Here is a 25,426-nt window from a genome sequence, read left to right on the forward strand (position 1 = left end):
CCTCAAAGCGTGAAATTGAGCGATTTCAAATGTATTTTTACATTTTGAAGGCTATTTTGGACCGTTTTCGGCTTATCAGCCTGCATTTTTGCATTTTGTTACTCATCGCAAGTCAGCATCACGAAGTTTGTATCAGGTAGTTGAATCATCCATCGGGACGATGGAAGTTAATAAAGGGCAATGCACGGATTCGTGCATTGCCCTTTATTTATTCGTCTATTTCGAAGTCGTTTTGTTCCGTTCAATGAGAATTGTCAAACTTACCAGCGTGACGAATATGGTGGCTCCCATATCGGACAGAATGGCGATCCATAACGTGAGCCAGCCGGGGATAGTCAGCAGCAGCGCAATAATTTTCAGTCCAAGCGAGACGATGATATTGAATCGAATCACCCGATTAACACGCTTGGCGAGAGAGATCGCCCCTGGAAGTTTGCCTAAGTGATCCTGCATCAATACAATATCCGCTGTCTCGATTGCACTGTCCGTGCCTTTACCCATTGCAATACCGAGCTGCGCGGTAGCCAGAGCTGGGGCATCATTAATGCCGTCGCCAATCATGGCGACAATGCCTTTGGAGGAAAGCTCTTTTACCCGATTTACTTTATCCTCCGGCAATAATCCCCCATAGTAATTCGAGACACCGACTGCAGCTGCAACCTTCTCGGCGGTCTTCTGATGATCCCCAGTAAGCATTACCGTGTTCTTAATCCCAAGCTTGTGAAGAGCTGCAATGACAGAGCGGCTTTCCTTGCGAATTTCATCCGAGATGCCGAACATACCAAGTACTTGTTGTTCATCTGCTACAAGAACAATTGTAAGCCCATCTTCCTTCAGCTGTTTAATCCGCTCTTGAATGGTTGAAGGTATACTTATATGCTCGATGCTTTTCTCATTGCCTAACCAGTAAGACTGACTATTTATCAGAGCTTTAATGCCGCTTCCTGTAAGGGTCTGGATTTCCTCGGTTTCGAAGATCGACAGGTCTCTGCGGTCTATTTCTTTCATAATCGCTTTGGCTAACGGGTGAGAGGAAGATTTTTCAATCGCACCCGCAACTTGTAGAAAACGATCTTCGTCATAAATTTCAAGCTGTTCGACATGTGGTTCACCTTTAGTTAAAGTGCCGGTCTTATCAAAAGCAAGCGTATCGATTTTGCCCAATTGCTCTAAGAATACGCCGCCTTTAACAAGAATTCCGTTTCTTGCAGTACGGGTGATCCCTGAAACAATTGCAATCGGAGAAGAAAGAATTAATGCGCATGGGCAGCCGACGATGAGCACGGACAATCCTTGATACAGCCAAGTTTTCCAGTCTCCTTGAAGGAAGAGCGGAGGGACGATCGTCACCAGCGCAGCAATAATCATAATGAGCGGCGTATAATACTTCGCAAATTTATTGATAAAGAGCTCCGTTGGCGTCTTTGTTTCCTGAGCTTCTTGCACCAGATGGAGGATTTTTGCTAGGGACGAGTCGTTATAAGCTTTCTCAATCCGAATGATCAGAAGTCCTTCGTTATTGATACTGCCGCCGAAGACGGGCTCTCCGGATTCTTTCTCAACCGGAAGTGATTCGCCAGTGATAGCTGCTTCATTAACCGAGCTTTTTCCGACAGTAATGATACCATCGGAAGGAATCTTCTCTCCGGGCTTGATTTTGACAAGGTCGCCGACCTGCAAGGAAGAAATAGGGACAATGATTTCTTGATCATTTATGATTTTTAAAGCTTCTTTGGGAGCAACTTGCAGTAAAGCTTCCATCGAACGCCGGGCTTTCTCCATGCCGAAGCCTTCCAGCAATTCATTAAGTCCAAATAGAATGGCGACTAAGGTTGCTTCTTTCCATTCTCCGATGGCTACGGCTCCGATTAAGGCAATGGTCATTAACGTGTCGATATTGAATTTAAGTTTAATTAAGTTTTTCAAGCCGCGGAAAAAAGTCGTGTAGCCGCTAATTACGGTGGCCAATAAATAAAGGGTGATGAGAAATGGCTTATCGAGCACCCCTTCTAGAGATAAGGCAGCGCCGTACAACACTCCGGATGTAATGAGCAATTTCAGCATTTTATGATTGCCGTCAGCATGACTATGATCATGATCGCCGTGTTCATGGCCATGTTCATGGTCATGAGCCCCGTCAGCATGATGATTGTGAGGGGAGGAAGAATTAGGTTCCGTTTGAAGGGAATTTGCGATGTAAGCCCCGTCAGATTTCAAAATGCGATTGACGTCCTTCATGGAGATATCCGGGTTAACCGTCAATTTGCCTGAATTATAACTGAGTGTGGCGCCGTCCCCATGATTCAATTGTTTAATTTCATCTTCGATTCTTTGGGCGCAGCCGGCACAAGAGAGACCTTTAATGCGGTATTCATTCATGGGAAAACCTCTTTTCAAACATTATATGAGCACTTGATCATATGATATGCGAGTGACTGGAATATGTCAAATTTTAATATTAAACGCCGGAGGGACGGAATGCGTTCATCATTTCCCTTATTTTAACCAGAAGAGGCAAAATGATTAACGTTAACCGCAAGCTCTTTAGTCTGTTAAACGGATTAGATGCTGAGATCATGCATATATTCAAATAAGTTACAAAAAAACATGAATGTGTAACTTATTTTGATGAAGTTGAATGTCTGTTTTGGGCGGGAGTATAATCAAATTCTGGAAGACCGATTGTTGAATATGAGAAGAAAGGAGCAGGAGAACAGGAGGGAACCGCATTTCTTGAACGCAAGTAACAATTATTCATATTCTTATTCATAATTAGCATGCAACCGAAAGGAATGATATAGATGGCAGAATCAAAAGCTTTAGGTAAAGCAGTCGTTATCGGAGCAGGAATTGCCGGACTATTAGCGGCACGGGTATTATCCGATTTTTACGAGAATGTTGTTATCGTTGAAAGAGATACATTGCCGGCTGAACCGGTTAATCGGCCTGGCGTACCGCAATCCTACCACCCGCATCGGGTGCTGCCGCGCGGCGATATGATTTTGGGGCGTTATTTTCCGGGATATATAACTGATATGTTGGAGATGGGGGCAGACCCGTCAGATGAAGAGTCCGTAATCATTGCCAATCGCTACGGCAGTTTTCCTATACAACCGCCCAAAAACACGGCTTCCAGCAGCAGGCCATTGCTAGAATGGGTTATTCGTCAACGGGTGCAACGGGTAGAAAATATTCAGTTCCTTTCTAATACAGAGGTAACAGGGTTAATCACCGATGACCGGGGAACGGTTACAGGTATTTATACCAGAGAACGCAATGAACAAAAAACGGAGGGCTCGGTAACAGCCGATATGGTTGTGGATACAGCCGGACGTTCCTCAAAAGCGGCCAATTGGCTTGAAGCTCTTGGTTATCAGATTCCAGAACCAGAAATATTGAAGGTTTCTTTAGGATATAGCACTCGTTATTATAAAATTCCTGAACCTTTACATAAAGAGTGGCGATCTATCTTATCCGATGCTGATCCCGACAAGGGCGTTTGCTCCAGCTATCTCTTCCGAATTGAGAATAACGTTGCCGGATCCTTGCTGTTCAGTGCGGGTGATGAGCCTTACCCATCAACTGATAGTGATGAGCATCAGGAAGGACTTAAACATTTAGCAGCAGCCGAGGTAGCGGATATTACAAGTCAGTTAGAGCCGATTCAGGCGCCAAGGGGCTATCGTGTCAAGGAATCGGTCCGTCATCATTTTGAACGGATGGACAATTGGCCGGCAGGATTGCTTGTGCTTGGGGATGCGTTTTGCAGCTTTGATCCTATATACGGGCAAGGGATGACTGTAGCAGCAATTGAAGCGGAGACAATCGGCAAATGCTTGCAAGAACAGCGCAGCAATCCTCAGCCTCAGTTCGAACGGCGTGTTCTTGAGCGGATGCAGCGGGCGGTTGAACCTGCCTGGTGGCTGAGTTCTGTATCGGATTTGCGGTGGAAAGGTGTCGAGCACTCTGGTACGGATACATTGAAAGGTGTTGCGTTTGTTCATAAGTTTATCGATTTATTTACGAAAAAAGCTACAAAACTGGCGATAGAAAACAACTTTTCGATGTATGGAACCATGTTTATGATGAATTCGCTAATTCTCCCTCCGAATGAATTTTTCAATGCAAAGGTGCTGGCTGAGCTGCTTAACGATGATGGTTCCGAAGAAGAGCAGCAGCTTCGGGCCGAGCTTGGAGAATCGGATCCGCAGAAGTTCCAAGCAAGAATAGATGAGCTAATCCCGTCCTTTGAAGGTGCCTATGATGGATTGCTGAATCCAGCGGCAGTAACGAATGCCGGAGGAGGATTCGGGTCATAGTATAATCTGTAGCTGCCATTCAAGCGAATGGCAGCTTTTGATTACTAGCGGCGTAGAACAAGGCTAGGAATTAAGAATACGGCTAAGGATGAGTGCCATATACTGCCTGCCATCTAGAGGATGATTAAAAAAAGGGTTGACGACTCTGAAAACGTTTTGATATATTTTGATTATCCAATCAGCAGTCGTTGGAACATCGCAGTGAAGAGGAGGGGAACGTACTGGCTATCAATATTAAGGATGTCGCAGAGAAAGCCGGCGTTTCCATCTCAACCGTGTCGAGGGTGCTGAACAACGGGAAGTATGTCAAGCAGGAAGTGAGAGAGATGGTTCAGCAAGCGATCAAGGATCTCAACTTTGTGCCTAACAGTATAGCCCGCAGTTTGGTCCGCAAGAAGACGAACCTGATTGGCGTTATCGCGTCTGATATTTCAACCAGCTTTTTCTCCTCCACGCTCAGTTATATTGAAGAAGCGGCAAGTCAGAATCGTTATAACATTCTTGTCGGCAATATCAAGGATAATCTGGACAAGGAATTGAAGTATTTGCACGTGTTTAAGGAAATGCAAGTAGACGGCATCATCGTTATGCATGAGAAGATGAACAAGCACATCGAGCGTTTTCTTCAAACCCTTACCACGCCTGCCGTGTTCTGCAGCGCCAAGCCGAGAGCAACGGTCGACTGCCCTTCGGTCAACATCGACGATATGCAGGCGTCCTATGACACGGTTAAGCATCTGATCGCCTTAGGACATCGGCAAATCGCTTTCATCGGGGGAGATACGAAAGAGATTTCGACTGGCCGGCATCGTTACGACGGTTACTTGAAAGCACTTGTAGAATCGGGAATTTCTGTTAATCCGGAATGGGTACGATTCGGCAACTTCAAGATGCGGGGCGGATATGAGATCATGCAATCCTTTCTGCAAAGCGAGCAGTTGCCTACGGTTGTCTTTGCAGTTAGTGACGATATGGCCGTGGGGGCGCTTAATTGCATCGTAGATCACGGTCTGAAAGTACCGGATGACATTTCGGTCGTCGGCTTCGACGACTCCAGTATTACAGAGACGGTTCGTCCGAAGCTAACCTCGCTGCATCAGCCGATTCAGCAAATCGGGCAGATGAGCGTCGATATATTGATCAAGATGATTGAAGGGAATTCGCCCGGCGTTAAGGAAGTTGTGCTTAGCCATAAATTAGTCGAAAGAGACAGCTTGAGAAGCTTGTTATAATGACTCAGGCTTTTCTTTACTCAAATCTGATAACGTTGCCATAAATGTATCATAATAAATGATAGTATGCCTTTCGTTTAAGTCTGGTAACGTTCTCAGATAAACTCATAATAGAAGCGTGGAGGTCATGATTTTGAAAGCTGAGAAACCATACGATGTACTGCTCCTTGGAGCAGGGAACATTGATATTGTCGTTAGCGGCTGTAATGCCATTCCGGATGCTGGTCAGGAAATTCGGGTTCCGAATATTTCTTTCCACATTGGAGGCGGAACGGCGCTTAGCGGATTGGGCATGGCCAAGCTGGGCATGCGCCCGATCATTACCGGAATTGTAGGCGATGATTATTGCGGAAGGTTCATTATCGATGAGCTCAATCGCAATGGAGTAGCTACAGATATTGTATTCAGCCAACAACAGAATACAGGAATCAGTATTGCGTTCAACCCGGAGACTGATCGCTCCTTTGTCACTTATGACGGCACTGTCACGGAGTTTACACTCAATGATGTACAAGAGCAGCTGTTTGCCACGGTTCGGCACGTCCACATTACCGGCTACAACGGACGTTCCAATCATGAGGAATACTTGTTTTTTGTGACCAAGGCCAAGCAAGCCGGCCTTACCGTATCGATGGATGTAGGCTGGGACGAAACGGGTGAATGGTATGAAGGCATCTTCGACATTATCCCGTCCGTCGATGTGTTTTTTGCGAATGAACTGGAAGCTCTCCATTATTCACGCAAATCAGATGTCAAGGACGCACTTTCCGTCTTCGCTAACTGCACGCCTTCAGCCGTCATCAAACTTGGAGAGGGGGGAGTTATCGCAGAGCGTGAAGGGAAAATGATGCATCATCCTTCTTTCCAAGTAACAGTTGTGGATACAACAGGCGCAGGCGATTCTTTCAATGCCGGTTATCTTTACGGTTATTTGAAAGGAGATGACTTGGAACATTGCTTGAAATATGGCACTGCCTGCGGCTCGCTTTCCGTTACAAAACGTGGCGGAAGCACGGGGTCTCCGACATTAGCTGAATTAACCGCATTTTTGTCTGACCATTCACCGCGAGAAGCTGTCACTTTATTGTCTTAATTTTATAGCCAAATTATGAGGAGGAATTACAAATGAAATTGGTACTAATCGGAGGCGCGGGTGTTCGCGCAGTATTTTTCACAAAAAGCTTAACGATGTTGGCTAAGGATATTGGTATTACAAAATTCGTGATGTATGACGTTAACCGTGAGAAGCTGGAAATTATCGGGAAGCTGTGCAAGCATGTCGTGAAGGAAAGCGGCCTGAACATGGAGCTGGAATTCAGCGACGATATCGAGGATGCTTTGGTTGGGGCGGATTATGTCATTACGACAATTCGCGTCGGCAATGACCGTTCCCGTGTCATCGATGAGCAAATTGCCTTGAAGCATGGCGTTATCGGTCAAGAAACTACAGGCCCAGGCGGTTTCTCGATGGCAATTCGTACGATTCCTGTACTGCTCGATTACTGTGAGAAAATTAAACGTATCGCGCCAAATGCATGGGTATTCAACTTCACGAATCCATCCGGGCTCGTATCCCAAGCGCTTCATACAGCCGGCTATGACCGCGTTATCGGAATCTGCGATACGCCAAGCTCGACGAAGATCCGTATTGCTGAAGCGATCGGTGCGAATCCGGACGAGCTGTACGTTGAGTTTGTTGGTCTGAACCATCTCTCGTGGATTACAAGCATCGTGCAGGACGGAAAAGAATTGCTGCCGGAGCTTGTATCGGACAAAGCGTTTATCGCAAAGGTCGGCGAATTCAAAATGTTCGATCCGGAACTGATCGACACACTTAAATTGCTGCCGAACGAATACCTGTACTACTACTATAACCGCGAGCAAGCCGTTGAGAACATCATTAAGAATGGCGATACACGCGCCAAATTCGTTGAAGCGAACAATGCGGAGATGCTGCGTGTACTCGGAGAAATGGACATCGATGCCGATCCGGAAGCGGCGCTTCAAACCTACTTGCGGTTCATGCACAAACGTGAGTCCTCCTACATGGCGATTGAGACGAGCAAAGGGCCTATCGAGCAGCCAGCTGAGGATGAGAAGCTCGAAATGCCGAACACGCTTGGTTACGCTGGCGTTATGCTGGACTTCGCACGGGCGATGAATCAAGGCATTGAGAAGCATATCGTACTGAATATCCCTGCAGGTGACCAAGTTGAAGGGTTTGACAAAAACGACGTACTGGAGATTACATGCCGCATGACGGCTCAAGGCGCTGTACCAGTTACACCGAAGAAGCTGCCAGAGCATGCTTATCAATTGATGAAAAATGTGAAGCTGTTCGAAAGCTACACAGTAGAAGCCGTACTGAACAAATCGAAGGATGCAGCAATCAAGGCATTGATGGTTCACCCGCTTGTTAATTCATACTCCATGGCGAAAAGCCTTGTAAATGACTATCTCGATGCGTACGCAGACATTCTTGGAGAATGGAACTAATACGATTTCATTGAGCAGGAGGCCGCTGCATGAAAGCAAAGGGAATTGGAATCAGTCTGAACGCAGATATGGTAAATGGGGATTTAGAGACGCTGGAGCGCCATCTCGGCTACATTGCTGATGCCGGGTGCGATTACGCGGAGTTGATTTTGCACGGACTAGATGTCGTAATAGGCGGGAAGGTGCACCCTAGGCGTCTGGAACGGGTGCGTGAGGTGCTTGGTAAATTCGAGCTGAAGTACACGATGCATCTGCCTTATGAATTAAACTTGTTGTCTTGGGCGAAAGGCAGGGATTACGAGATCGTCTTCGAAGCGGGAATCGAGCTGTCCAAAGCGATTGGCGCCGATACGATTATCTATCACAGCTCCTACGCCGAGTTGACGGATCAGAATCTGGAGCAGCATTATTTTCCAAAGTACGGCCCTATGAAACGAGAAGCGCTCTTCAAGCTGCTGCTTGAAGAGGATGCAGCAATGCTGCGTAGACTTGGGCTTATCGCCAAGGATGCGGGAATAACGATCGGGGTCGAGAACAACATCTGGTATGACAGGAAAAATGATTATACCTATGGCGTTCATCCGCAGACGGTGGCCCAGCATATCCGCAAGGTTGGTCTAGACAATGTGGGCATTACGCTCGATATCGGCCATTGCTATTTAACCTCGATCGCGTACGAGTATGATTTTCAAGAAGCGATTGAAGCCGTACTGCCTTACACAAAGCATCTGCATGTCCATGACAACTTCGGCAAGCTGTACGACGCCAAAGCCTATATGAGCAATTTGCCTTACGGCTACGGAGATTTGCATTTGCCTGTCGGCTGGGGTTCGATTCCTTATGCGGAAGTGTTCCAGTGGCTGGCTGCTTATGAAGGTATCATCAACATGGAGATTGAATTCCGATTATATCCTCATTTCAAGGAATCGGTAGAAGAGATGAGGGAGCTTTTAGCCGGGAAACAATTGTAATAATAAAAGTGTGGGAGCTGACGCTGCATGAGCGTTAGCTCCTTTTTTATGTGAAAACAGCATCCTGCCCGGGCAGGCAGAGATTGGGGTAGACTTTGCCCTTAGGGGAAGGTGTATAGTGAGAGTTAGCAGGAGATTGGATTGATCATCCAATAGTTCCGATAAAAGGTTAAATGAAATGGAGGTGACGCCTTGCTGTCTATTGGCGAATTCTCGAAAATATGTGAAGTATCGACTAAAACACTTCGCTATTACGATGAGATTGGCTTATTGCATCCGGACGAGATTAATGTGGACAACGGCTACCGGTACTACTCGATCCGCCAGCTTGAGACGATGCTCTGGATTAACCGGTTGAAGTCCTATCACTTTTCACTGGAGGAGATCGGAGCCATTCTGGAATGGGAAGAGGATCAATTTGAAGCTAACATCTATACTGAGCTTCATCGTAAGAGGAGAGGGCTTCAGGAGAAGCTGGATGCTGTCGCCTACACGCTTAAACAAATAAGCCTCGATATCGCAAATGTAGAAAAAGGCATTCCCATCATGTCCTATCTTCAGCATATCGAAGTGCAGCTTGTAGAAACGGAGCCAATGAATGTATTGTTTAACCGTCTGAAACTTAGCAGCGACGATTATGCAGAAGGGTATGGCGTTTACTTCGGCAGGCTGTATGAAAAGATTGCGACGGAAAAACTCACGCTGCTAGGCAGCCCCATGACGATTTATCACAGCCCTGAGTACAATCCGGTCGGCAATGATACAGAGTTTGCGATTCCCATCGCCGAGGCGGTTAAGGGAACAAGGGATATACCGGGAGGACTTTGTGCCAAATCGGTGTTTAAGGGTTCCTATGCCCAATTGACATCGGTATACGCGAAGCTGAGGGAATGGATCGACCAGGAAGGTTATGAAGTGCTGAAATCCCCGTATGAAATATACGTATCCGATCCCCAATGTACACACCCGGAAGACAGGATAACCGAGGTATATTTTCCAGTAAGAAAAAATAACAGTTCAGCTTATAAATGATAAAGGGGATATTTTATGAAACCTAATTCCGAGGGGGCTGCTGCATTGGGAGTGGATGTTGAAAAGCTTTCATCATTAGATGCTGTAATTAAGTCCGAATACAGCAATATTAACGGTATCGTTGCAGTCAGAAACGGGGTTACAGTATATGAAAGCTACTACAATGGTTTCGGCCCGGATACGGCTCATCATGTGGCATCGGTAACAAAAAGTATTGTGTCGGCCCTCATTGGCATTGCAATAGATCGCAAGTATATAGAGAATGCGGATGCGAAAGTGCTGGATTTCTTTCCTGAATATGTGGCTGATGCGGATGCAGGTGTGAAGCGGGAAATTACGATCCGGCATCTGCTTACGATGACAGCTCCATATGCCTTTGAGGACTGGCGTGAACCGCTGGATCAAATGTGCATGAATCCGGACTGGGTCCAGTATGCGCTGGATATTATGGGACTTAACGGTACACTAGGGGCCTTCAAATATTCAACCGCAGGTGCCCATTTACTATCTGCAATTATTACCCGTGCCACGGGTAAAAGCGCTCGTGAGTTTGCAAATGAACAATTATTCAAACCGATTGGCATGCGAGAAATTCCGGACTATACGCTTACGTCTTTCGGATTTGATCAATTGTTTGGGAGTGAAGTGAAAGGATGGGTTAACGACCCTCACAAGCATTCAACAGGCGGCTGGGGGCTGACGTTAACTCCACGAGATATGGCTCTGTTTGGCCAACTCTATTTGAACAGGGGAGAGTGGGATGGCCAGCCGGTGATTTCGCAGAGCTGGGTTGATGAATCGACGGCGATGAATGCGAATCAATATGGTTATCTGTGGTGGGTACGCGAAGAGAACGGAGTACTTGCCTATTCAGCTGTAGGAGACGGGGGAAATGTCATTTGCTGCGTGCCAGAGAAAGAGCTTGTCGTAGCTATTGCATCTGGATTTCTCCCTCATGCTCCTGACAGATGGCCATTAATTAGAGATTGGATTATTCCAGCTGTTAGTGATGATAAAGAATGACTGATGACTTGCTATTGATCGCCAGATTAAATAATTGGCTGTTTACAAATGGATCAATTGTTTAATAAATAACGTTTCTGAAGGCCCATGACATAGTGCATGGGTCTTTTCAAGTATGCTGACCCAGGCATCCGTTATAGAAGTCCTTCAAATCGACACAAATAGGTCGTTTTGTGGTCGCATTTCTCACTTTTCACGAGCAGTTAAATAGCTTATAATTATTTGATGACAGTTTAATCTAACAAATGAATAGCAAGACATGACAATCGTTATTGAAACAATAAGGTGTGTGACTAGGTTGCGCCTTGGCTTGGTGAGGCCTAAGCAGGAGCGACTGGATGCTTTCTGCAAATTTTAGGATATAAGGATGGTAATAATGAGCAGCAGAGAAACTAAAACAGACGTCATCTTAATTGGTGCCGGAATTATGAGTGCGACTTTAGGGACACTTCTGAAAGAGTTAGTACCGGAATGGGAAATTAAAGTGTTTGAGAAGCTCGAGCAAGCAGGGGAAGAAAGCTCAAACGAATGGAACAATGCAGGAACAGGGCATGCGGCACTTTGCGAACTTAACTACACGGTAGAGAAACCGGATGGATCGGTGGATATTAGCAAAGCGATTCAGATTAATGAACAGTTCCAGCTTTCCATGCAGTTCTGGTCTTATCTCGTAAACAGCAAGCTGATCTCTAACCCGCAGGACTTTATTATGGCATTGCCTCATATGAGTATGGTATTAGGTGAAAAGAATGTAGCTTTCTTGAAAAAGCGTTTCGAAGCGATGACCCAGAATCCATTGTTTCAAGGCATGGAGTTTTCCGATGATCCTAAAAAATTGATGGATTGGATTCCGCTCATTATAAAAGATCGTCAATCGAATGAACCTATTGCAGCAACCAAAATCGACACGGGGACAGATGTCAATTTTGGTGCTTTAACGCGCATTCTATTCGATCACCTTAAGAGCAAAAACGTGAAAATTAACTATAATCATAGCGTCCAGAATATGACGCGTGCCGGTGACGGCTCGTGGAACTTGAAAATCCGGAACGCCAGCGGCAGCGTGGAGCATCACCAAGCGAAGTTCGTCTTTATCGGCGGCGGCGGAGGAAGCTTGCATTTGCTGCAAAAGTCAGGTATTCCTGAAGGGAAGCATATTGGCGGATTCCCGGTTAGCGGTATCTTTATGGTGTGCAACAATCCGGAGGTTGTCGCTCAGCATCATGCTAAAGTTTACGGCAAAGCTAAAGTTGGTGCGCCTCCAATGTCAGTTCCGCATCTGGACACCCGTTTTATCGAGAACAAAAAATCATTGCTCTTTGGACCTTTTGCCGGATTCTCTCCAAAGTTTCTGAAAACCGGCTCTATGTTCGATTTGATCACTTCGGTAAAACCGGATAATCTGGTCACGATGTTATCGGCCGGTGCGAAAAACATGTCGCTGACGAAATATCTGATCGAGCAAGTGCTGCTATCGAAAGAAAAACGTATGGAAGAGCTGCGTGAGTTTATTCCAAATGCTCGGATCGAGGACTGGGATCTGGTCGTAGCCGGTCAGCGTGTACAGGTTATTAAAGATACACCAGCCGGAAAAGGTACCTTGCAATTCGGTACAGAAGTTATCACTGCAGCGGATGGTTCGATTGCTGCATTGTTAGGCGCTTCTCCTGGTGCTTCAACCGCGGTACATGTCATGCTTGAGGTTATTAACAAATGCTTCCCGCAGCACAGCAAAGAGTGGGAGCCGAAGATTAAAGAAATGATTCCTTCCTACGGCGTATCGCTTATGAAAAATCCGGAGCTTCTGCGCGAGGTGCACGCATCAACGGCAGATGCGCTTGGCTTAAGCGAGAAAGAACGCGTCTATAGTTAGTTGTTCAAATAAGCATTTTGCAATTATCGTTGCTGAATCATACACAGAAACGCGATGCCATTCCAGCATCGCGTTTTTTTTGACTTTTAAAGAGTGGGTTCTTAAGTGTTAGAGGAGGATAGCAATGATTAAACTCGGCAGGTTGGCAGTTACTATGATGTATCTCAATGGAACGTTAACGTTCCGGGTCCGGTGTGCTGTTGACGGTTGTGTCCGCCTCAATCATCGGCAGTCTTTTCGGAATACCAAAGCTGTTCTGCCAACTACATATAAGCAACAAAATGTAAAAGTGCATTTTGATAGCTCGCAAATGGACCAAAAACGCGCTCAAAATGCAAAAGTACATTTGAAATCACTCCTTTTCACGCAAAAGGGGATTTTTTAGCCAATCAAACTGCACATTTGCATTTTGATGCGATAATTCTACTAATAAATGGATTTTAACATGCAGTTTTACATTTTGAACGTAAGTTTAAAACCTTTAGCGAATCTGGGGCCATGATGATGAGGATGAGCGGAGCGTTTTGAGTTCAGGAGGACATTTCGATGATTCCTTCCATCTTTCATCGTGCAAGCGATGAACTAGTGAAATCAAGAACGGCAGCATGAACCAAAACGCGCAGCGAATCCCTTCTATATCAAATGTAACTATTTTCCTCTCAATACGTAACAAACTAAGGTTAGCTTATTCTAGCTTAGCGTGCTGATCTATTTTCCAGGCAAATCTTAACGGAAAAGATTAAGAGTTAAGACTTCGTTAACGGGCACGTAAGACTGGAGTGTTAAACTAAGGAAGACAAATAAAGAGAGGAAGTGAACGGATTTGAAGAAAAGAATCATTTGGTCGCTTGCAACAGCCCTGGCGTTTGCACCTGTTTTGCCAACGGCGGCGATGGCTGCCACACAGGAAGTTGTAGCCCCGCTATCGATTGAGAAGTTTGCCGCTGAGAAAGCCGCTCTTCTAACCGAGCAGTATGGTACGACTAGCGTCCAGTATGCCTTAATTGACAATGGCAAGATCAAGGTTTCGGGTCATGCGGGGTTGAATGACCTATCGGGAAAGGTTCCCTTAACGAAAAATACGGTGTATGGCATTGGCTCGACTAGTAAGGTGTTTACGGCCGCAGCGGTTATGAAGCTGGTTGAACAAGGTAAGATTGACCTGGATACACCTGTCGTCCAGTATGTAACTGACTTCAAGATGAAGGACGAGCGTTATAAGAAAATAACGCCACGTATGCTGCTCAATCATTCATCCGGTCTGCAAGGCTCGACTTTGGGCAACGGTTTTCTATTCAATGATCCAGATACCTATGTGCATGATGGGCTGCTCCAGCAGTTGTCTACACAGAAGTTGAAAGCAGATCCCGGCGCGTTTTCCGTGTATTGCAACGATGGATTTATGTTATCTGAGATTCTGGTAGAAAGAGTCAGCAATATGACTTTCACTGCATTTATCGATCAATATTTCGCTAAGCCGCTTGGTATGAATAATACGTTGACACCGCAAAGCGCACTTGATGCTCATTCCTTTGCAGCTATTTATTCCCCTTTCTATGAGGGACAGCTTCCTACGGAAACAGCGAATGTGATTGGAACGGGGGGCATTTTTTCCACAGCAGAGGATTTAGCGAAGTTCTCTCAAATCTTCACAGGACAGAGGAAAGATGTTCTCTCCGAGAAATCGGCACAAGCAATGGAGCAAGAGGAGTATAAAAAGGGATTATGGCCGACAGATGCAGATAGTTCCATTGACTATGGGCTTGGCTGGGATACGGTAAGACTGTACCCGTTTAATGATTATGGGATAAAGGCTCTCGTTAAAGGCGGAGACACAACCTTGTACCATTCTTCGCTCGTGGTGCTGCCAGGTCATAACATGGCTGTAGCCGTCGTCACTTCAGGCGGGAGCAGTTCCTTAAATCAATTGTTTGCAACAGAATTACTGCTTCAATCTTTGAAAGAGAAGGGTTCGATTAAAGAGATTAAAGCAGAAAAATCTTTTGGAAAGCCAAGCAAGGCTACTATGCCGAAAGACATAGCAACGTACGCAGGCTACTACAACACCATGGCGGATCAGTGGAAAGTTGAGATCAAAGACGGAGAACTCACTTTACAAGGACAGAAATTTATTTATACTGCGGATGATGCTTTTGTAGATGAAGAAGGCAGCACTAAAATCCGGTTCGTTAAAGAAAGCAACGGACGTACTTACCTATGGATGGGTCAATACATTTCGGTACCCGGCTTAGGACAAATTGCATTTTCTGATTATAAAGGAGAAAAGGTTGAGCCTGCAGCGCTTAGTAAAGAGGTAGCTGACGCATGGGCACAAAGAGAAGGAAAGCTGTACTTTGCAGTGAATGAGAAATACAGTTCTGTCGCTTATATGAGCCTGCTGGCAATTCCTTTTTCTGTTCATGCCAGCGCTGAAGGATATTTGTACAATCTCAAAATAACAGGTCCGGATACGGCAGAGAATCAGCATCAGATTCCTGGTATAGCAGGCCGGGATACGACTGAAGTTTCTTTCTATAAGGAAGCGGGTATCGAGTACTTTGAGATGAGAGGCGGTTTATATGTAAGCCAGGATGGAGTCAAACCGCTCTATACGGGTAAAACCTCTGTCGCTACGATACAAGCGAACGGCCATGCAAGATGGTTCAGCATTCCCGCAAACGCAGCCGGTAAGAAATTGAAAGTTTCAATGCCTGAAAAAGGCGGTTTTATGGTGTACGATGAAAATGGTGCTCTCGTTAACAACACAGTCATCAGCGGTAAAAATGAAGTCGTGCTTCCTAAAAACGGATTCATCGTATTTGCCGGAGATGCCGGTTCGGCTTTCGGAATTTCGCTATCCAAATAGCACTGATAATACCTAATATTACACAACACAAATAAGAAAAGAAGCCAGCTGCTGCAGCTGGCTTCTTTTCTATTTACCGGACATCATCATGTAGCGGAACATAAGTCCTAACTTCAGCTGCAGTAAATGATCATTGTTTTTCAAATCCAGATTCATTAGCCCCGTAATTTTCTCCAGCCGGTAAAGCACGGTGTTACGATGGATAAATAAAGCGCGGGCCGTTTCGTTAACCTGACCGTTATTGGTGAAATAAGCCTCTAGCGTGCGCATCATTTCGCCCGAATAATCTTCATCCTTGTCCAGCAAAGGCTGGAACAGATAAGAGCAATAACGGCGCATAATCTCTTGCGGAATATGCCGGAACAGATACGTAAACTCCAAATCGGCAAATAGCACAACAGATTGAGAGATGCCCAGCTCGGTGCTAATTCGCTCGGCATCGATACATTCCTGGAAGCCATCGATTAATGCGTCGACACCTGTCCTGATTTTGCTGCAAAAGCTCGCGCTTGGCCCGGCGCCATGGCGCCATCCGTTAATGAGCTCGCCATACAATTGAATGGAAGGCTCGTACAACGTACGCTCCTTCGACACTTCCTCCGGAATTTGCAGCAGGGAATACATACGATTCATGACGTAAAAATGATGGGATACGAGAGACGCCGCTTTAGGATGCTCCTGCAGCCGATCCTGAACTTCCCGCAATTTACGGCGCTGCGTGTGAGGGTCCCATGTGCTTATGTCAACAGCGGTCATCATACACACAAATGAGGTATCCCAGAAGTCGCTGCCCAATGCTTCGGCAAATTCAAGCACGGTCTGCTCGGACACGATGCCTTTCAAGTAACGCTCCATTGCAATGCCTAGCCGTCTGCCAGCGGCGGATTCTTCCTGATTCTGAATGACCTCCAGGTGATAGGAGAGGATGACGGCTGCTTGATGAAAGATTCCTTCCATCTCCTCCAGCAACTGTTCGGCCTGTATGAGCAGATAACCGTATGTTTTTCCATTTTTGAGCAAGGGAATTCTATGAAGCAGCTCGTGAGCGGCCGTGTACATCCGGTTATCTGACGGCGAATCGCTCATAAGCTCGATTTCTGAGCAGGCAGTCCTGTTGTAAAGGATTTGTCCCTCTGTCGTAATGACAGCGATAGGATGAGCTAAAATGCTATGAATACTTTGAAAATAATTCGTATATTCATCTGCTTGCATTGCAAAATCGACTAGCTTCCTCTGCATCTCAAGCCGTTCATTAAGCTTCCGTGTATCCCGTTGAAACTCAGATTGAAAGAGGGCGGTGATCTGTTCGGAGAAGGTGAAGGCAAAGGGTAATTCAATTAAAGGAAGCTGTAAACGATCGGCTTCCAGCAGAACCGCCTGCGGAATCTCCTTCCAATAACGGCCAAGCTTTATCCCCAGCCCTGATGCTCCGCGTTCGCTTAGCTTTTGAAGCAAGGTGACAAATTCCTCAGGCGAGTCTCGAATCGCGTACGCAGTCGTCAGCAGCAGCTCGCCTTCCTTCATCCAATTAATAACATCCGGTGCATCCATCAGATTAATCGAGCTGATTGTGCGGGACACGCCTTCACGTCCGGCAACTAAATTTCCCTCCGATAGCGGATAGACAGTCAGAGCATCTTCTACGGTTATATGCATATCATGCCGCTCCTTCAGTTGAATGATACCTGACATACAACTTGTGCAGATATCTGCTATTTTCTTAGCTTTTTTCAAATTATATCGTTTTCCCGCCCTCTTCTGCAAACTGTTTCTGATATTCGTGTTAGTTAATATAACACTAAAGTAAGGTATTTTGGTTTTCAAACCATTTACATGACGAAAAATTAGATCTGAAACTAAAAACATGTCAGGAATATTTACAACAATCCGTTTTGGGGTTATGATTGGTCACAACTTCTAAGAGAGATGGGGGATCGGGATGCAGCTTACTGAGCGCCAAGCAACAGAGTCTAAAAAGGGTACCATGCTGGCCATCGAGGATGTCGGCAAAATCTATCCGAACGGTACGATAGCCGTTCAGCATGCGAATCTCAATGTGGGTGAAGGTGAATTTCTCTGCTTTGTCGGCCCTTCGGGCTGCGGCAAATCGACGATTTTTAATATGATTGCAGGTTTGACGGAGCCTACCTCTGGCAGCCTCTCTGTATTGGGCGATTCGCCAAGAGCGGCGCGCAGACGGAATGAAATTGCCTTTGTATTTCAAGAGCATACGCTGCTGCCATGGTCAAAGCTGATTGACAATGTAACGATGCCGCTGACGCTGCGCGGCGTTTCCAAGAAGGAGCGTATCGCAGAAGGGGAGCGGGTGTTGGAGCTGGTAGGCTTGAAGGATTATACCAAAGTGCTGCCTCGCGAGCTTTCAGGCGGTATGAAGATGCGGGTATCTATTGCAAGAGCGCTCATCTCCAGGCCTAAGCTGCTGTTAATGGACGAGCCATTTGGTGCACTTGATGAAATTACAAGGCAGACGCTGCAGGATGAATTATTGAACATTTGGGAGCAGGATAAGCGCATGTCGGTACTGTTTATTACGCATAACGTATTTGAAAGTGTCTTTCTATCAACAAGAGTCGTCGTGATGACGCCGCGTCCTGGTAAAATTTCAGATATTATCGATATTCCATCGCATTATCCAAGAGATGATGAATTCCGGACTCGTCCAGAATTTGGCGATTATGTACGAAGCGTTTCCGATGTGTTGAAGCACTAATGAGAAGCAAGGAAAGGAGAGATAACGACAATGGATAAACTGGCAGCAACCCGGGTAATTGAACCTGCTTCAGCCATCCGAACTTCCATGAAGAGGCGAACCCCGAGCGGACATTCCGCTATTCCGCATCCTATCGTAAGACTGTTGAAGAAAGTGCTGCCTCCGCTTGTAGTATTTGTTTTATTCATAGGCGGCTGGGAGCTGATTGTACGACTTTACGGTATAGCTTCTTATATTTTGCCCAAGCCCTCCGATATTGTCTCGGCGGCAGCGCATAACAGCTCGAACCTGATTGCATCAGTAAGCACGACCATTATTGAGGCATTGATCGGCTTCGCCATCAGCGTAGTGCTCGGCATTGGCGTAGCCATCCTGCTTGCGCTATCCAAGACAGTTGAGAAGAGCGTCTATCCCTACGCAATTATTTTACAGACCATCCCGGTCGTCGCCATTGCTCCGATCATTGTGATTTGGTTCGGGGCGGGCATCAACGCCATTGTCATCATTTCATTCCTGATCAGCTTTTTCCCGATTTTGTCGAATACGCTGATTGGCTTGAACTCAACGGATCAAAATATGAAAAATTTATTTTATCTCTATAATGCGAGCAAGCTGCAGACGATCTGGAAGCTCCGTTTTCCCGCTGCATTGCCCTACATTATGGCCGGCTTGAAAATCTCCTGCTCCAGCGCGGTTGTTGGCGCAATTGTGGGGGAATATATTGCCGGTATCGGCGGCGGCCAGGGCGGACTCGGATACGGCATTACCGTCGCGGCAACACGACTGCAAACCCCTTATTTATTCGCCTGCGGTTTGTCAGCAGCCGTACTGGGTATCGTCTTTTTCCTGATCATCAATCTGATTTCGAACAAGCTGTTGAAATCCTGGCATGAATCCGCAATGAAATAATAAGCAGAAAAAGGGAGAGAAATAATCATGTCCAAACTTCGTATCCAATTACTTAGCTACAAATACCTGTTGGCTGCTGTTTTGTTAATGACGCTGCTCTTAAGTGCATGCTCCAATTCTAATTCCAATGCACCTGCAGCTACTGCCGGCAATGGAGGCGACAGCAGCTCTGAACTGAAAAAAGTCAGATTGGTTGAGGGCTGGTATGCCAAAGGAGAAGACGGCGGCTACTTTGGTGCTTTGCAGCAGAACTATTATAAGGACAATGGAATCGATATGACGATTCAGCCGGGCGGACCCGAGGTATCTGGCTTACAGCTGGTTGCTGCGGGAAAAGCGGATTTCGGCATCTCCTATGCGGATGAAATTCTGAAAGCCAGAGAGCAAGGTATTCCGGTTGTCGGCATTCTTGCCGGGCTTCAGTATACTCCGCAGGTGCTTATGTATCATAAAGAGGCGAATGTTACGGACTTCTCCGATTTGAACGGCAAAACGGTGTACGTCACACCGGCGATTCCATATTGGGAATATATCAAGAGTCAGTATAAGCTGACGGATGTGAAAGAGATGAAGTACAACGGCCAGCTCGTCAACTTCATTAATGACCCTAATTCACTGAATCAAGGCTATGTGACCAATGAACCGTATGTGCTGTCGCAGCAAGGCGTGGATGTGGGCTATCTGAAGATCGCCGATTCCGGATATGCGAATTATGCGAATGTACTATTTACGACGGAAGATTATTTGAAAAAACATCCGGATATCGTTAAGGCTGTCGTACAAGCGAGCCAAAAGGGCTGGAGCTACTACCTGGACAACTATAAATCGGTGAACCCGCTCATCAAGACATATAACCCGGACATGACGCTGGAAGCGATGAACTATGAGGCAGAGCATGAGAAAGATTTCATTCTGAATGAGGAAACGAAGACGAACGGAATTGGCTATATGACTAAGGAGCGTTGGGACACGCTGCAGAAGCAAATGCTGCAAGTTGGCGGACTAGCGAAGGAGCAAGATGTTTCGAAGGCGTTCACTGGCGAGTTTATTGCTAAACCTTAAAGTCGAAGGCTTCAAGAATGAGCGGCAACATACAATTTGCAGAAAAATGAGGGACCTAAATGATTAAATTAGGAAACCTAAAGAACTATTGGAAAGTGTCAGGCACGTTAGTAGATCTAAGACGGTCACAGCCTTCTGTGCAATCTGTCACCTTGCCGGCACAGCCGCAAAAAGTAATGCTGGATCTGGAGCATACAGCGATTATTATCATCGATATGCAAAATGATTTCTGTACGCCGGGAGGCTGGCTTGATTCGATCGGAGTGGATACAAGTCCGCTGCTTAATCCGGTCGATCGGCTCAATCGGGTGCTGCCGGAGCTGCGCAAGGCGGGTGTGCCTGTAATATGGCTGAACTGGGGTAATCGTCAGGATCAGATGAACGTTCCGCCATCTGTTCTTCATGTATACAATTCCGACGGTCAAGGCGTCGGAATTGGCGAGCCGCTGCCGGAGAATGGCTCTAAAGTGTTAGAGAAAGGCAGCTGGGGAGCAGCGATTGTCGATGGATTAACGATCGCATCTGAAGATATCTATGTTGATAAATACCGGATGAGCGGGTTCTGGGACACTCCGCTGGACAGCATTCTTCGCAATCTGAATATACGGACGCTGCTGTTCGCCGGTGTAAATCTGGATCAGTGCGTCATGCATACTTTGCAGGATGCGTCATGCCTGGGCTATGACAGCATACTTCTGGAGGACTGCTCGGCTACTAGCTCACCGTCTTATTGTACAGAAGCGGCTCTATACAATATCAAGCAATGCTACGGTTTTGTAGCACAATCTGCGGGATTACTGGAAGAACTGACGGACTCTGCAGCCAGTCAAATTGATTATGTGCCGCCAGCTGAGGCAATGACTACAGCAGAAGGCTGATCAGAAAGGAAGGAGAATCGGCATGATGGAGGATCAATGGAAGGCTGTGGTCAGCCGCATGGCGGTGGGAGCGACAGGACAAGGAAAGCTGAGCTCGCTCAGCTTTATGGTCAAAGATGTATTTGCTGTACGCGGTTATACGAACGGCGCGGGCAACCCGCGCTGGCTGGAAACGCATGAAATAGCGCAAGAGCATGCGACTGCAATTGATCTGCTGCTGAATGAAGGGGCGACGCTTACCGGCACTACGCATACCGATGAGCTCATGTACAGCTTGAATGGTGAGAATTTCCACTATGGAACACCTCTCAATCCGCAAGCACCTGACCGGATACCAGGCGGTTCATCCAGCGGCTCAGCGGTTGCTGTCGCTGCTGATCTTGCAGACTTCACACTTGGCACGGATACGGGCGGATCGGTTCGCGTACCTGCCTCGTATTGCGGTATCTATGGTCTGAGACCGACTCATGGCAGCGTCTCCGAAAAAGGGGTGATTCCGCTAGCCTCCAGCTTTGATACCGTTGGCTGGATGGCTCGTGATCTAAGTTTGCTTCGTCAGGTGGGAGATGTACTTCTGCCGGAGAATCCGGCACCAGGGTCAGAGTTTAGCCGGATTCTCATTGGTGAAGACGCTTGGGAGCTGGCAGATTCGGAGAGCAGAGAGGCTCTTGCCCCTAGTTTGAAGGCAATACGAGCTGCCGGTGCAAGCCAGTCATCGATTCGCATTGCTTCTCAGGGACTAACCGAATGGATGACGATGTTCAGAACGATTCAAGGCTATGAAATTTGGCAGGAGCATGGCGAATGGATTACACGTGAGAAACCCGTTTTTGGACCGGGAATTGCTGAAAGGTTCTCTTGGTCTCGCAGCATTGATCGTGCTGATATGGAGCGGCAGGCTACGCGCCGATTGGCGGTTCGTCAGTCTATCACCGATTTGCTTGGAACGGACGCTCTGCTGATCATTCCGACTACGCCAGGGGCAGCTCCGAAGCTTGGAATGAATGGGCCGCTAATGGAAGAGCGCAGAGCGAAGGCGATGCAGCTAACCTGTATCGCTGGCTTGACGGGACTGCCGCAGCTCACGATTCCTGCTGGAGAAGTACAGGGCTGTCCGGTCGGGATATCTATAATCGCTGGATATGGACAGGATTCGCGATTGCTGGAGTGGGCAGCCGCACACTTAGCTGCACCCGTACTCAAGTAAGTCTCATTCGAGTGAATAATCTATGCACACCTAAAGAGCAGCTGTGCTTTATGAAAAGAGGGGTTCGATATGTTTCAACGATATGAAGGAACGGCATGGGAGCAGCGTTTTTTGCCCCGTCTGACTAGCAAGCAAGTGCTGGAGCTGCCCAAGGAGAAGGCACTCGTGATTTTGCCAGTAGGAGCAGTAGAGCAGCATGGACCTCACCTTCCCATATATACGGATACACTAATTGGGGAAGCGACCTTGACGCAAACACTGGAACGTTTAAACGGGGAAAGCGAAGTGTGGCTGCTCCCGCCTGTCTCCTATGGCAAGAGCAATGAGCATATTGGTCTTCCTGGCACGATCTCCCTGTCAGCAACTACGCTTAAGGGCGTCATTATGGACATTGCCGACAGCTTGCATGCCAGCGGATTCCGTAGACTGCTGCTGTTCAATACCCATGGCGGCAATGTTGATCTGCTAAACCTGGTGTCACGTGAAATTCGCATTCGTACAGGAATGATGGTGTTTTATTTGAGCCCGGGCAGCTTGAATGTTGCGGAGGATCTGATGTCAGCCGAGGAGCTGGAGTACGGCATTCATGGCGGCGATTATGAGACGTCAATCGTTATGTCTATTAAACCAGACTGGGTTCAAACCGAGTTTCTGGTTAAGGATTTTCCCGACATGTCTAAGTACCGTTTTCTAACGCTAGAGGGAAAAATCCGCTTCGGCTGGAAGATGACCGATATATCTGTGACTGGCATTAGCGGTAATGCGACCGCAGCAACATCTGAGAAAGGCCAAATTATTCAAGACAGAATTGCGGAGCTGCTAGCGAAAGCGCTGGATGAGCTTTGTCAGTTTGAAATAACCGATGTTCTCGGTGACAGCAAGGCTATGCAGGCTGATGGTGCTCGACTATGAAGCTTGTTAGCCTGAACCATAACGGAGAAGAGCAAGCGGCTATTGAGCATCTAGGGAGCTTCTATTTGATTCAATCCATCAATGAGATAGAAGGAACTGCCTGGTGCTCGTCGATTACGGATATTTTGCAACAGGACCAATTGGATCAGCTTAAGCTCTGGTATCAGGATGGCGGGCAGCAGGCATTGTTGTCGATGGCTTGCCTAGAGATGGAGCAAGTTCGTCCAGCTCCAATTGTTCGCCAGCCACGAAAAATATGGGGAATCGGTATGAACTACGTTCAGAAAGCAATAGATTTAGCCTCAACGCCGCCAGAGCTCGAACCCGTCTGTTTCATGAAACCCGACACCAGTCTGATTGGACCAGAGGAAGCGATTCGAATCCCGGCGTCCCTGGCAGCTGATGTAACAGCGGAGGCAGAGCTTGGTATAGTTATTGGCCGCACGTGTAAAAATGTTCCCGAAGAGCAAGCGGAAAGCGTCATTGCCGGGTTTGTAGCGACGCTGGATATGACTCGTCAGGATATACATGCTCGTAATCCGAGATTTCTGCAGCGTTCCAAAGTCTTCGATACATTCTTCAGCCTAGGCTCGCAGCTGATAACGGCTGATGAAATAACCGATCTGCAGAGCTTGATCGTGGAAACGCTGCGTAACGGCGAGACAATACACAGTAATACTGTAGCCCATATGATGTATCATCCGTGGTTCATCGTCTCGTATTTTTCCCAGATGATGACCCTCTATCCGGGTGATGTGATTATGACGGGCACGCCGGGCTCCGTACGGATACATCATGGCGATACTGCTGAATGCAGGATTAGCGGATTTTCAGTACTGCGGAATCCTGTAAGTAGCGAATGAGGATTAACGGATCGTAAATAAATCGCTATACCAATTCAACATAAAGCGAGGTAGATTAATATGGTCAATATTCCGGGATTGATAGCCGGCAACTTCGAGGATTGTCCTATTCATAAAATATCGGCAGCGGATACGAACAAATTTCTTCTGTTATGCGATAGAGAGCAGGTTCCATTTACTTCATTTGTCGAAATATTCGAAGTGGGCGGCAGAACGCCATCCAATGAGCATGTTGAAGCTTATGAATACTTCTATGTTCTGAAAGGGGAAGGGCTTGCGAAAGTAGGCAGTGAATATGAAATGCCGATCCGCCAAGGCTCGTTCATTATTATTCCTCCGGGCAATCATCATGACATCATTAACACGGGCAGCTCACGCCTATATTGTCTGACGACGATGATACCGGACGAGAAGTTCTCGGATATGATTAAAGCGGGTCCTGCCGCTGAGCTGGATGATGAGGATTTGGCTGTTCTCAAGGCGATGATTCCGGTGAAATAGTGTGTGGCGGCATTGGCAGCAAGCAAGAAAATCATACCTGATCGAAGTCACGCGATTGCGTGGCTTTTTTTGTTTTTAACGGAGCTTGCCTATTAGGATTGGTTGATACTCTAACACCTGCTATAATAGATAGTGATTGTTTATTTTGCGCGGGTTCACCGTTATCGTACATATTAGAAAATAAATGGATGATTCATTACGCGGAGTCGTAACGAGAACTCCAAGATCAGATAGGAGATCATAGAAACATGGCTAAAGCAAAAGTTCCAAAACGACCAACACGAGACGAATTTGTATTAGAGGAAATCGGAAACCAACTTTCAGAGGCATATCAAGAAAAATCGGTTATTTTGCTGTCCGTTTGGGGCAGAGAAGAACCCGTTCAAGGACATATTTCGAAAATGGATTCCAGAACGGGCAGGGTTCACGTAGAAACAGAAGAAGGAACCGATAAAGTGCCATTCATGGATATAATGAGCGTCAACTATCCGAGATATTAAGGGGAGTAGAAACAAAATGCAAAAGTGCAGGTAGATGAGCGTGAAATGACC

General features: G+C 46.7%; 21 protein-coding genes. 19 read left to right on the forward strand and 2 right to left on the reverse strand.

Annotated elements, in window-relative coordinates:
• Positions 1-216 precede the first annotated feature (216 nt).
• Positions 217-2,379 carry a heavy metal translocating P-type ATPase gene (locus tag TY10_RS04535; RefSeq protein WP_042161029.1) on the reverse strand — a complete coding sequence of 721 codons (2,163 nt, stop codon included), beginning with the start codon at positions 2,377-2,379 and terminating at the stop codon, positions 217-219.
• Between the two features lie 422 nt (positions 2,380-2,801).
• Between TY10_RS04535 and TY10_RS04540 the strand changes: the two genes are divergently transcribed.
• The 10 genes from TY10_RS04540 to TY10_RS04585 all read left to right on the forward strand — a co-directional run bounded on the left by TY10_RS04540 (position 2,802) and on the right by TY10_RS04585 (position 15,812).
• On the forward strand, positions 2,802-4,319 hold the full coding sequence (locus TY10_RS04540) for an NAD(P)/FAD-dependent oxidoreductase (RefSeq protein WP_042161032.1): 1,518 nt from the start codon (positions 2,802-2,804) through the stop codon (positions 4,317-4,319).
• Between the two features lie 188 nt (positions 4,320-4,507).
• Entirely contained in the window at positions 4,508-5,551 is a 1,044-nt protein-coding gene (locus TY10_RS04545; RefSeq protein ID WP_238327438.1) for a LacI family DNA-binding transcriptional regulator, read from the forward strand.
• 133 nt (positions 5,552-5,684) lie between these two features.
• Positions 5,685-6,644, forward strand: coding sequence for a carbohydrate kinase family protein (locus tag TY10_RS04550; protein ID WP_052350362.1), 960 nt, complete (start codon positions 5,685-5,687; stop codon positions 6,642-6,644).
• A 32-nt stretch (positions 6,645-6,676) separates the two neighbouring features.
• Entirely contained in the window at positions 6,677-8,047 is a 1,371-nt protein-coding gene (locus TY10_RS04555) for a family 4 glycosyl hydrolase (protein ID WP_042161036.1), read from the forward strand.
• Positions 8,048-8,076: 29 nt separating this feature from the next.
• Entirely contained in the window at positions 8,077-9,018 is a 942-nt protein-coding gene (locus TY10_RS04560) for a sugar phosphate isomerase/epimerase family protein (RefSeq protein ID WP_042161038.1), read from the forward strand.
• A 192-nt stretch (positions 9,019-9,210) separates the two neighbouring features.
• Positions 9,211-10,050 carry a MerR family transcriptional regulator gene (locus TY10_RS04565; RefSeq protein ID WP_042161040.1) on the forward strand — a complete coding sequence of 280 codons (840 nt, stop codon included), beginning with the start codon at positions 9,211-9,213 and terminating at the stop codon, positions 10,048-10,050.
• A gap of 15 nt (positions 10,051-10,065) precedes the next feature.
• Positions 10,066-11,073: a serine hydrolase domain-containing protein gene (locus tag TY10_RS04570; RefSeq protein WP_042161042.1), complete on the forward strand. Its 1,008-nt coding sequence runs from the start codon at positions 10,066-10,068 to the stop codon at positions 11,071-11,073.
• 376 nt (positions 11,074-11,449) lie between these two features.
• Positions 11,450-12,946, forward strand: coding sequence for a malate:quinone oxidoreductase (locus TY10_RS04575; protein WP_042161044.1), 1,497 nt, complete (start codon positions 11,450-11,452; stop codon positions 12,944-12,946).
• Between the two features lie 124 nt (positions 12,947-13,070).
• Positions 13,071-13,331 (forward strand): hypothetical protein, encoded by a 261-nt coding sequence (locus TY10_RS04580; protein ID WP_042161045.1) that lies wholly within the window; start codon positions 13,071-13,073, stop codon positions 13,329-13,331.
• A gap of 438 nt (positions 13,332-13,769) precedes the next feature.
• Positions 13,770-15,812: a serine hydrolase domain-containing protein gene (locus TY10_RS04585; RefSeq protein ID WP_042161047.1), complete on the forward strand. Its 2,043-nt coding sequence runs from the start codon at positions 13,770-13,772 to the stop codon at positions 15,810-15,812.
• A 69-nt stretch (positions 15,813-15,881) separates the two neighbouring features.
• Here the strand turns inward: TY10_RS04585 and TY10_RS04590 are convergent, their stop codons facing one another.
• A complete protein-coding gene (locus TY10_RS04590) occupies positions 15,882-17,468 on the reverse strand; it encodes a PucR family transcriptional regulator (RefSeq protein WP_042161049.1) in 1,587 nt (528 codons plus the stop codon).
• A gap of 283 nt (positions 17,469-17,751) precedes the next feature.
• Here TY10_RS04590 and TY10_RS04595 point away from each other — a divergent pair, with 283 nt between their 5' ends.
• From TY10_RS04595 to TY10_RS04635, 9 genes are all read left to right on the forward strand, one after another.
• Positions 17,752-18,543 carry an ABC transporter ATP-binding protein gene (locus TY10_RS04595; RefSeq protein WP_042161051.1) on the forward strand — a complete coding sequence of 264 codons (792 nt, stop codon included), beginning with the start codon at positions 17,752-17,754 and terminating at the stop codon, positions 18,541-18,543.
• Positions 18,544-18,573: 30 nt separating this feature from the next.
• A complete protein-coding gene (locus tag TY10_RS04600) occupies positions 18,574-19,452 on the forward strand; it encodes an ABC transporter permease (protein ID WP_042161052.1) in 879 nt (292 codons plus the stop codon).
• Positions 19,453-19,479: 27 nt separating this feature from the next.
• Positions 19,480-20,514: an ABC transporter substrate-binding protein gene (locus TY10_RS04605; RefSeq protein WP_042161054.1), complete on the forward strand. Its 1,035-nt coding sequence runs from the start codon at positions 19,480-19,482 to the stop codon at positions 20,512-20,514.
• Positions 20,515-20,573: 59 nt separating this feature from the next.
• On the forward strand, positions 20,574-21,392 hold the full coding sequence (locus tag TY10_RS04610) for a cysteine hydrolase family protein (RefSeq protein ID WP_042161056.1): 819 nt from the start codon (positions 20,574-20,576) through the stop codon (positions 21,390-21,392).
• A 25-nt stretch (positions 21,393-21,417) separates the two neighbouring features.
• Positions 21,418-22,599, forward strand: coding sequence for an amidase (locus TY10_RS04615; protein WP_042161058.1), 1,182 nt, complete (start codon positions 21,418-21,420; stop codon positions 22,597-22,599).
• 69 nt (positions 22,600-22,668) lie between these two features.
• A complete protein-coding gene (locus TY10_RS04620; protein ID WP_042161060.1) occupies positions 22,669-23,511 on the forward strand; it encodes a creatininase family protein in 843 nt (280 codons plus the stop codon).
• Positions 23,508-24,374, forward strand: coding sequence for a fumarylacetoacetate hydrolase family protein (locus tag TY10_RS04625; protein ID WP_042161062.1), 867 nt, complete (start codon positions 23,508-23,510; stop codon positions 24,372-24,374). The genes TY10_RS04620 and TY10_RS04625 overlap by 4 nt, the downstream gene beginning before the upstream one ends.
• 60 nt (positions 24,375-24,434) lie before the next feature.
• Entirely contained in the window at positions 24,435-24,875 is a 441-nt protein-coding gene (locus TY10_RS04630) for a cupin domain-containing protein (RefSeq protein WP_042161064.1), read from the forward strand.
• A 248-nt stretch (positions 24,876-25,123) separates the two neighbouring features.
• The gene (locus tag TY10_RS04635; RefSeq protein WP_042161067.1) at positions 25,124-25,375 is read left to right on the forward strand and encodes a YolD-like family protein; all 252 of its coding nucleotides are present in this window, start codon (positions 25,124-25,126) and stop codon (positions 25,373-25,375) included.
• Positions 25,376-25,426 lie beyond the last annotated feature (51 nt).

The sequence above is a fragment of the Paenibacillus gorillae genome (assembly GCF_000513275.1).
GTDB classification, from domain to species: Bacteria; Bacillota; Bacilli; order Paenibacillales; family Paenibacillaceae; genus Pristimantibacillus; species Pristimantibacillus gorillae.

Bases quoted from the DNA above. Each gene is read 5' to 3' on its own strand.
- TY10_RS04635 (WP_042161067.1), top strand. From the start codon at position 25,124: ATGGCTAAAGCAAAAGTTCCAAAACGACCAACACGAGACGAATTTGTA.
- TY10_RS04615 (WP_042161058.1), top strand. From the start codon at position 21,418: ATGGAGGATCAATGGAAGGCTGTGGTCAGCCGCATGGCGGTGGGAGCG.
- TY10_RS04620 (WP_042161060.1), top strand. From the start codon at position 22,669: ATGTTTCAACGATATGAAGGAACGGCATGGGAGCAGCGTTTTTTGCCC.
- TY10_RS04540 (WP_042161032.1), top strand. From the start codon at position 2,802: ATGGCAGAATCAAAAGCTTTAGGTAAAGCAGTCGTTATCGGAGCAGGA.
- TY10_RS04595 (WP_042161051.1), top strand. From the start codon at position 17,752: ATGCAGCTTACTGAGCGCCAAGCAACAGAGTCTAAAAAGGGTACCATG.
- TY10_RS04570 (WP_042161042.1), top strand. From the start codon at position 10,066: ATGAAACCTAATTCCGAGGGGGCTGCTGCATTGGGAGTGGATGTTGAA.
- TY10_RS04560 (WP_042161038.1), top strand. From the start codon at position 8,077: ATGAAAGCAAAGGGAATTGGAATCAGTCTGAACGCAGATATGGTAAAT.
- TY10_RS04605 (WP_042161054.1), top strand. From the start codon at position 19,480: ATGTCCAAACTTCGTATCCAATTACTTAGCTACAAATACCTGTTGGCT.
- TY10_RS04580 (WP_042161045.1), top strand. From the start codon at position 13,071: ATGATTAAACTCGGCAGGTTGGCAGTTACTATGATGTATCTCAATGGA.
- TY10_RS04610 (WP_042161056.1), top strand. From the start codon at position 20,574: ATGATTAAATTAGGAAACCTAAAGAACTATTGGAAAGTGTCAGGCACG.
- TY10_RS04590 (WP_042161049.1), bottom strand. From the start codon at position 17,468: ATGCATATAACCGTAGAAGATGCTCTGACTGTCTATCCGCTATCGGAG.
- TY10_RS04535 (WP_042161029.1), bottom strand. From the start codon at position 2,379: ATGAATGAATACCGCATTAAAGGTCTCTCTTGTGCCGGCTGCGCCCAA.
- TY10_RS04630 (WP_042161064.1), top strand. From the start codon at position 24,435: ATGGTCAATATTCCGGGATTGATAGCCGGCAACTTCGAGGATTGTCCT.
- TY10_RS04600 (WP_042161052.1), top strand. From the start codon at position 18,574: ATGGATAAACTGGCAGCAACCCGGGTAATTGAACCTGCTTCAGCCATC.
- TY10_RS04575 (WP_042161044.1), top strand. From the start codon at position 11,450: ATGAGCAGCAGAGAAACTAAAACAGACGTCATCTTAATTGGTGCCGGA.
- TY10_RS04555 (WP_042161036.1), top strand. From the start codon at position 6,677: ATGAAATTGGTACTAATCGGAGGCGCGGGTGTTCGCGCAGTATTTTTC.
- TY10_RS04625 (WP_042161062.1), top strand. From the start codon at position 23,508: ATGAAGCTTGTTAGCCTGAACCATAACGGAGAAGAGCAAGCGGCTATT.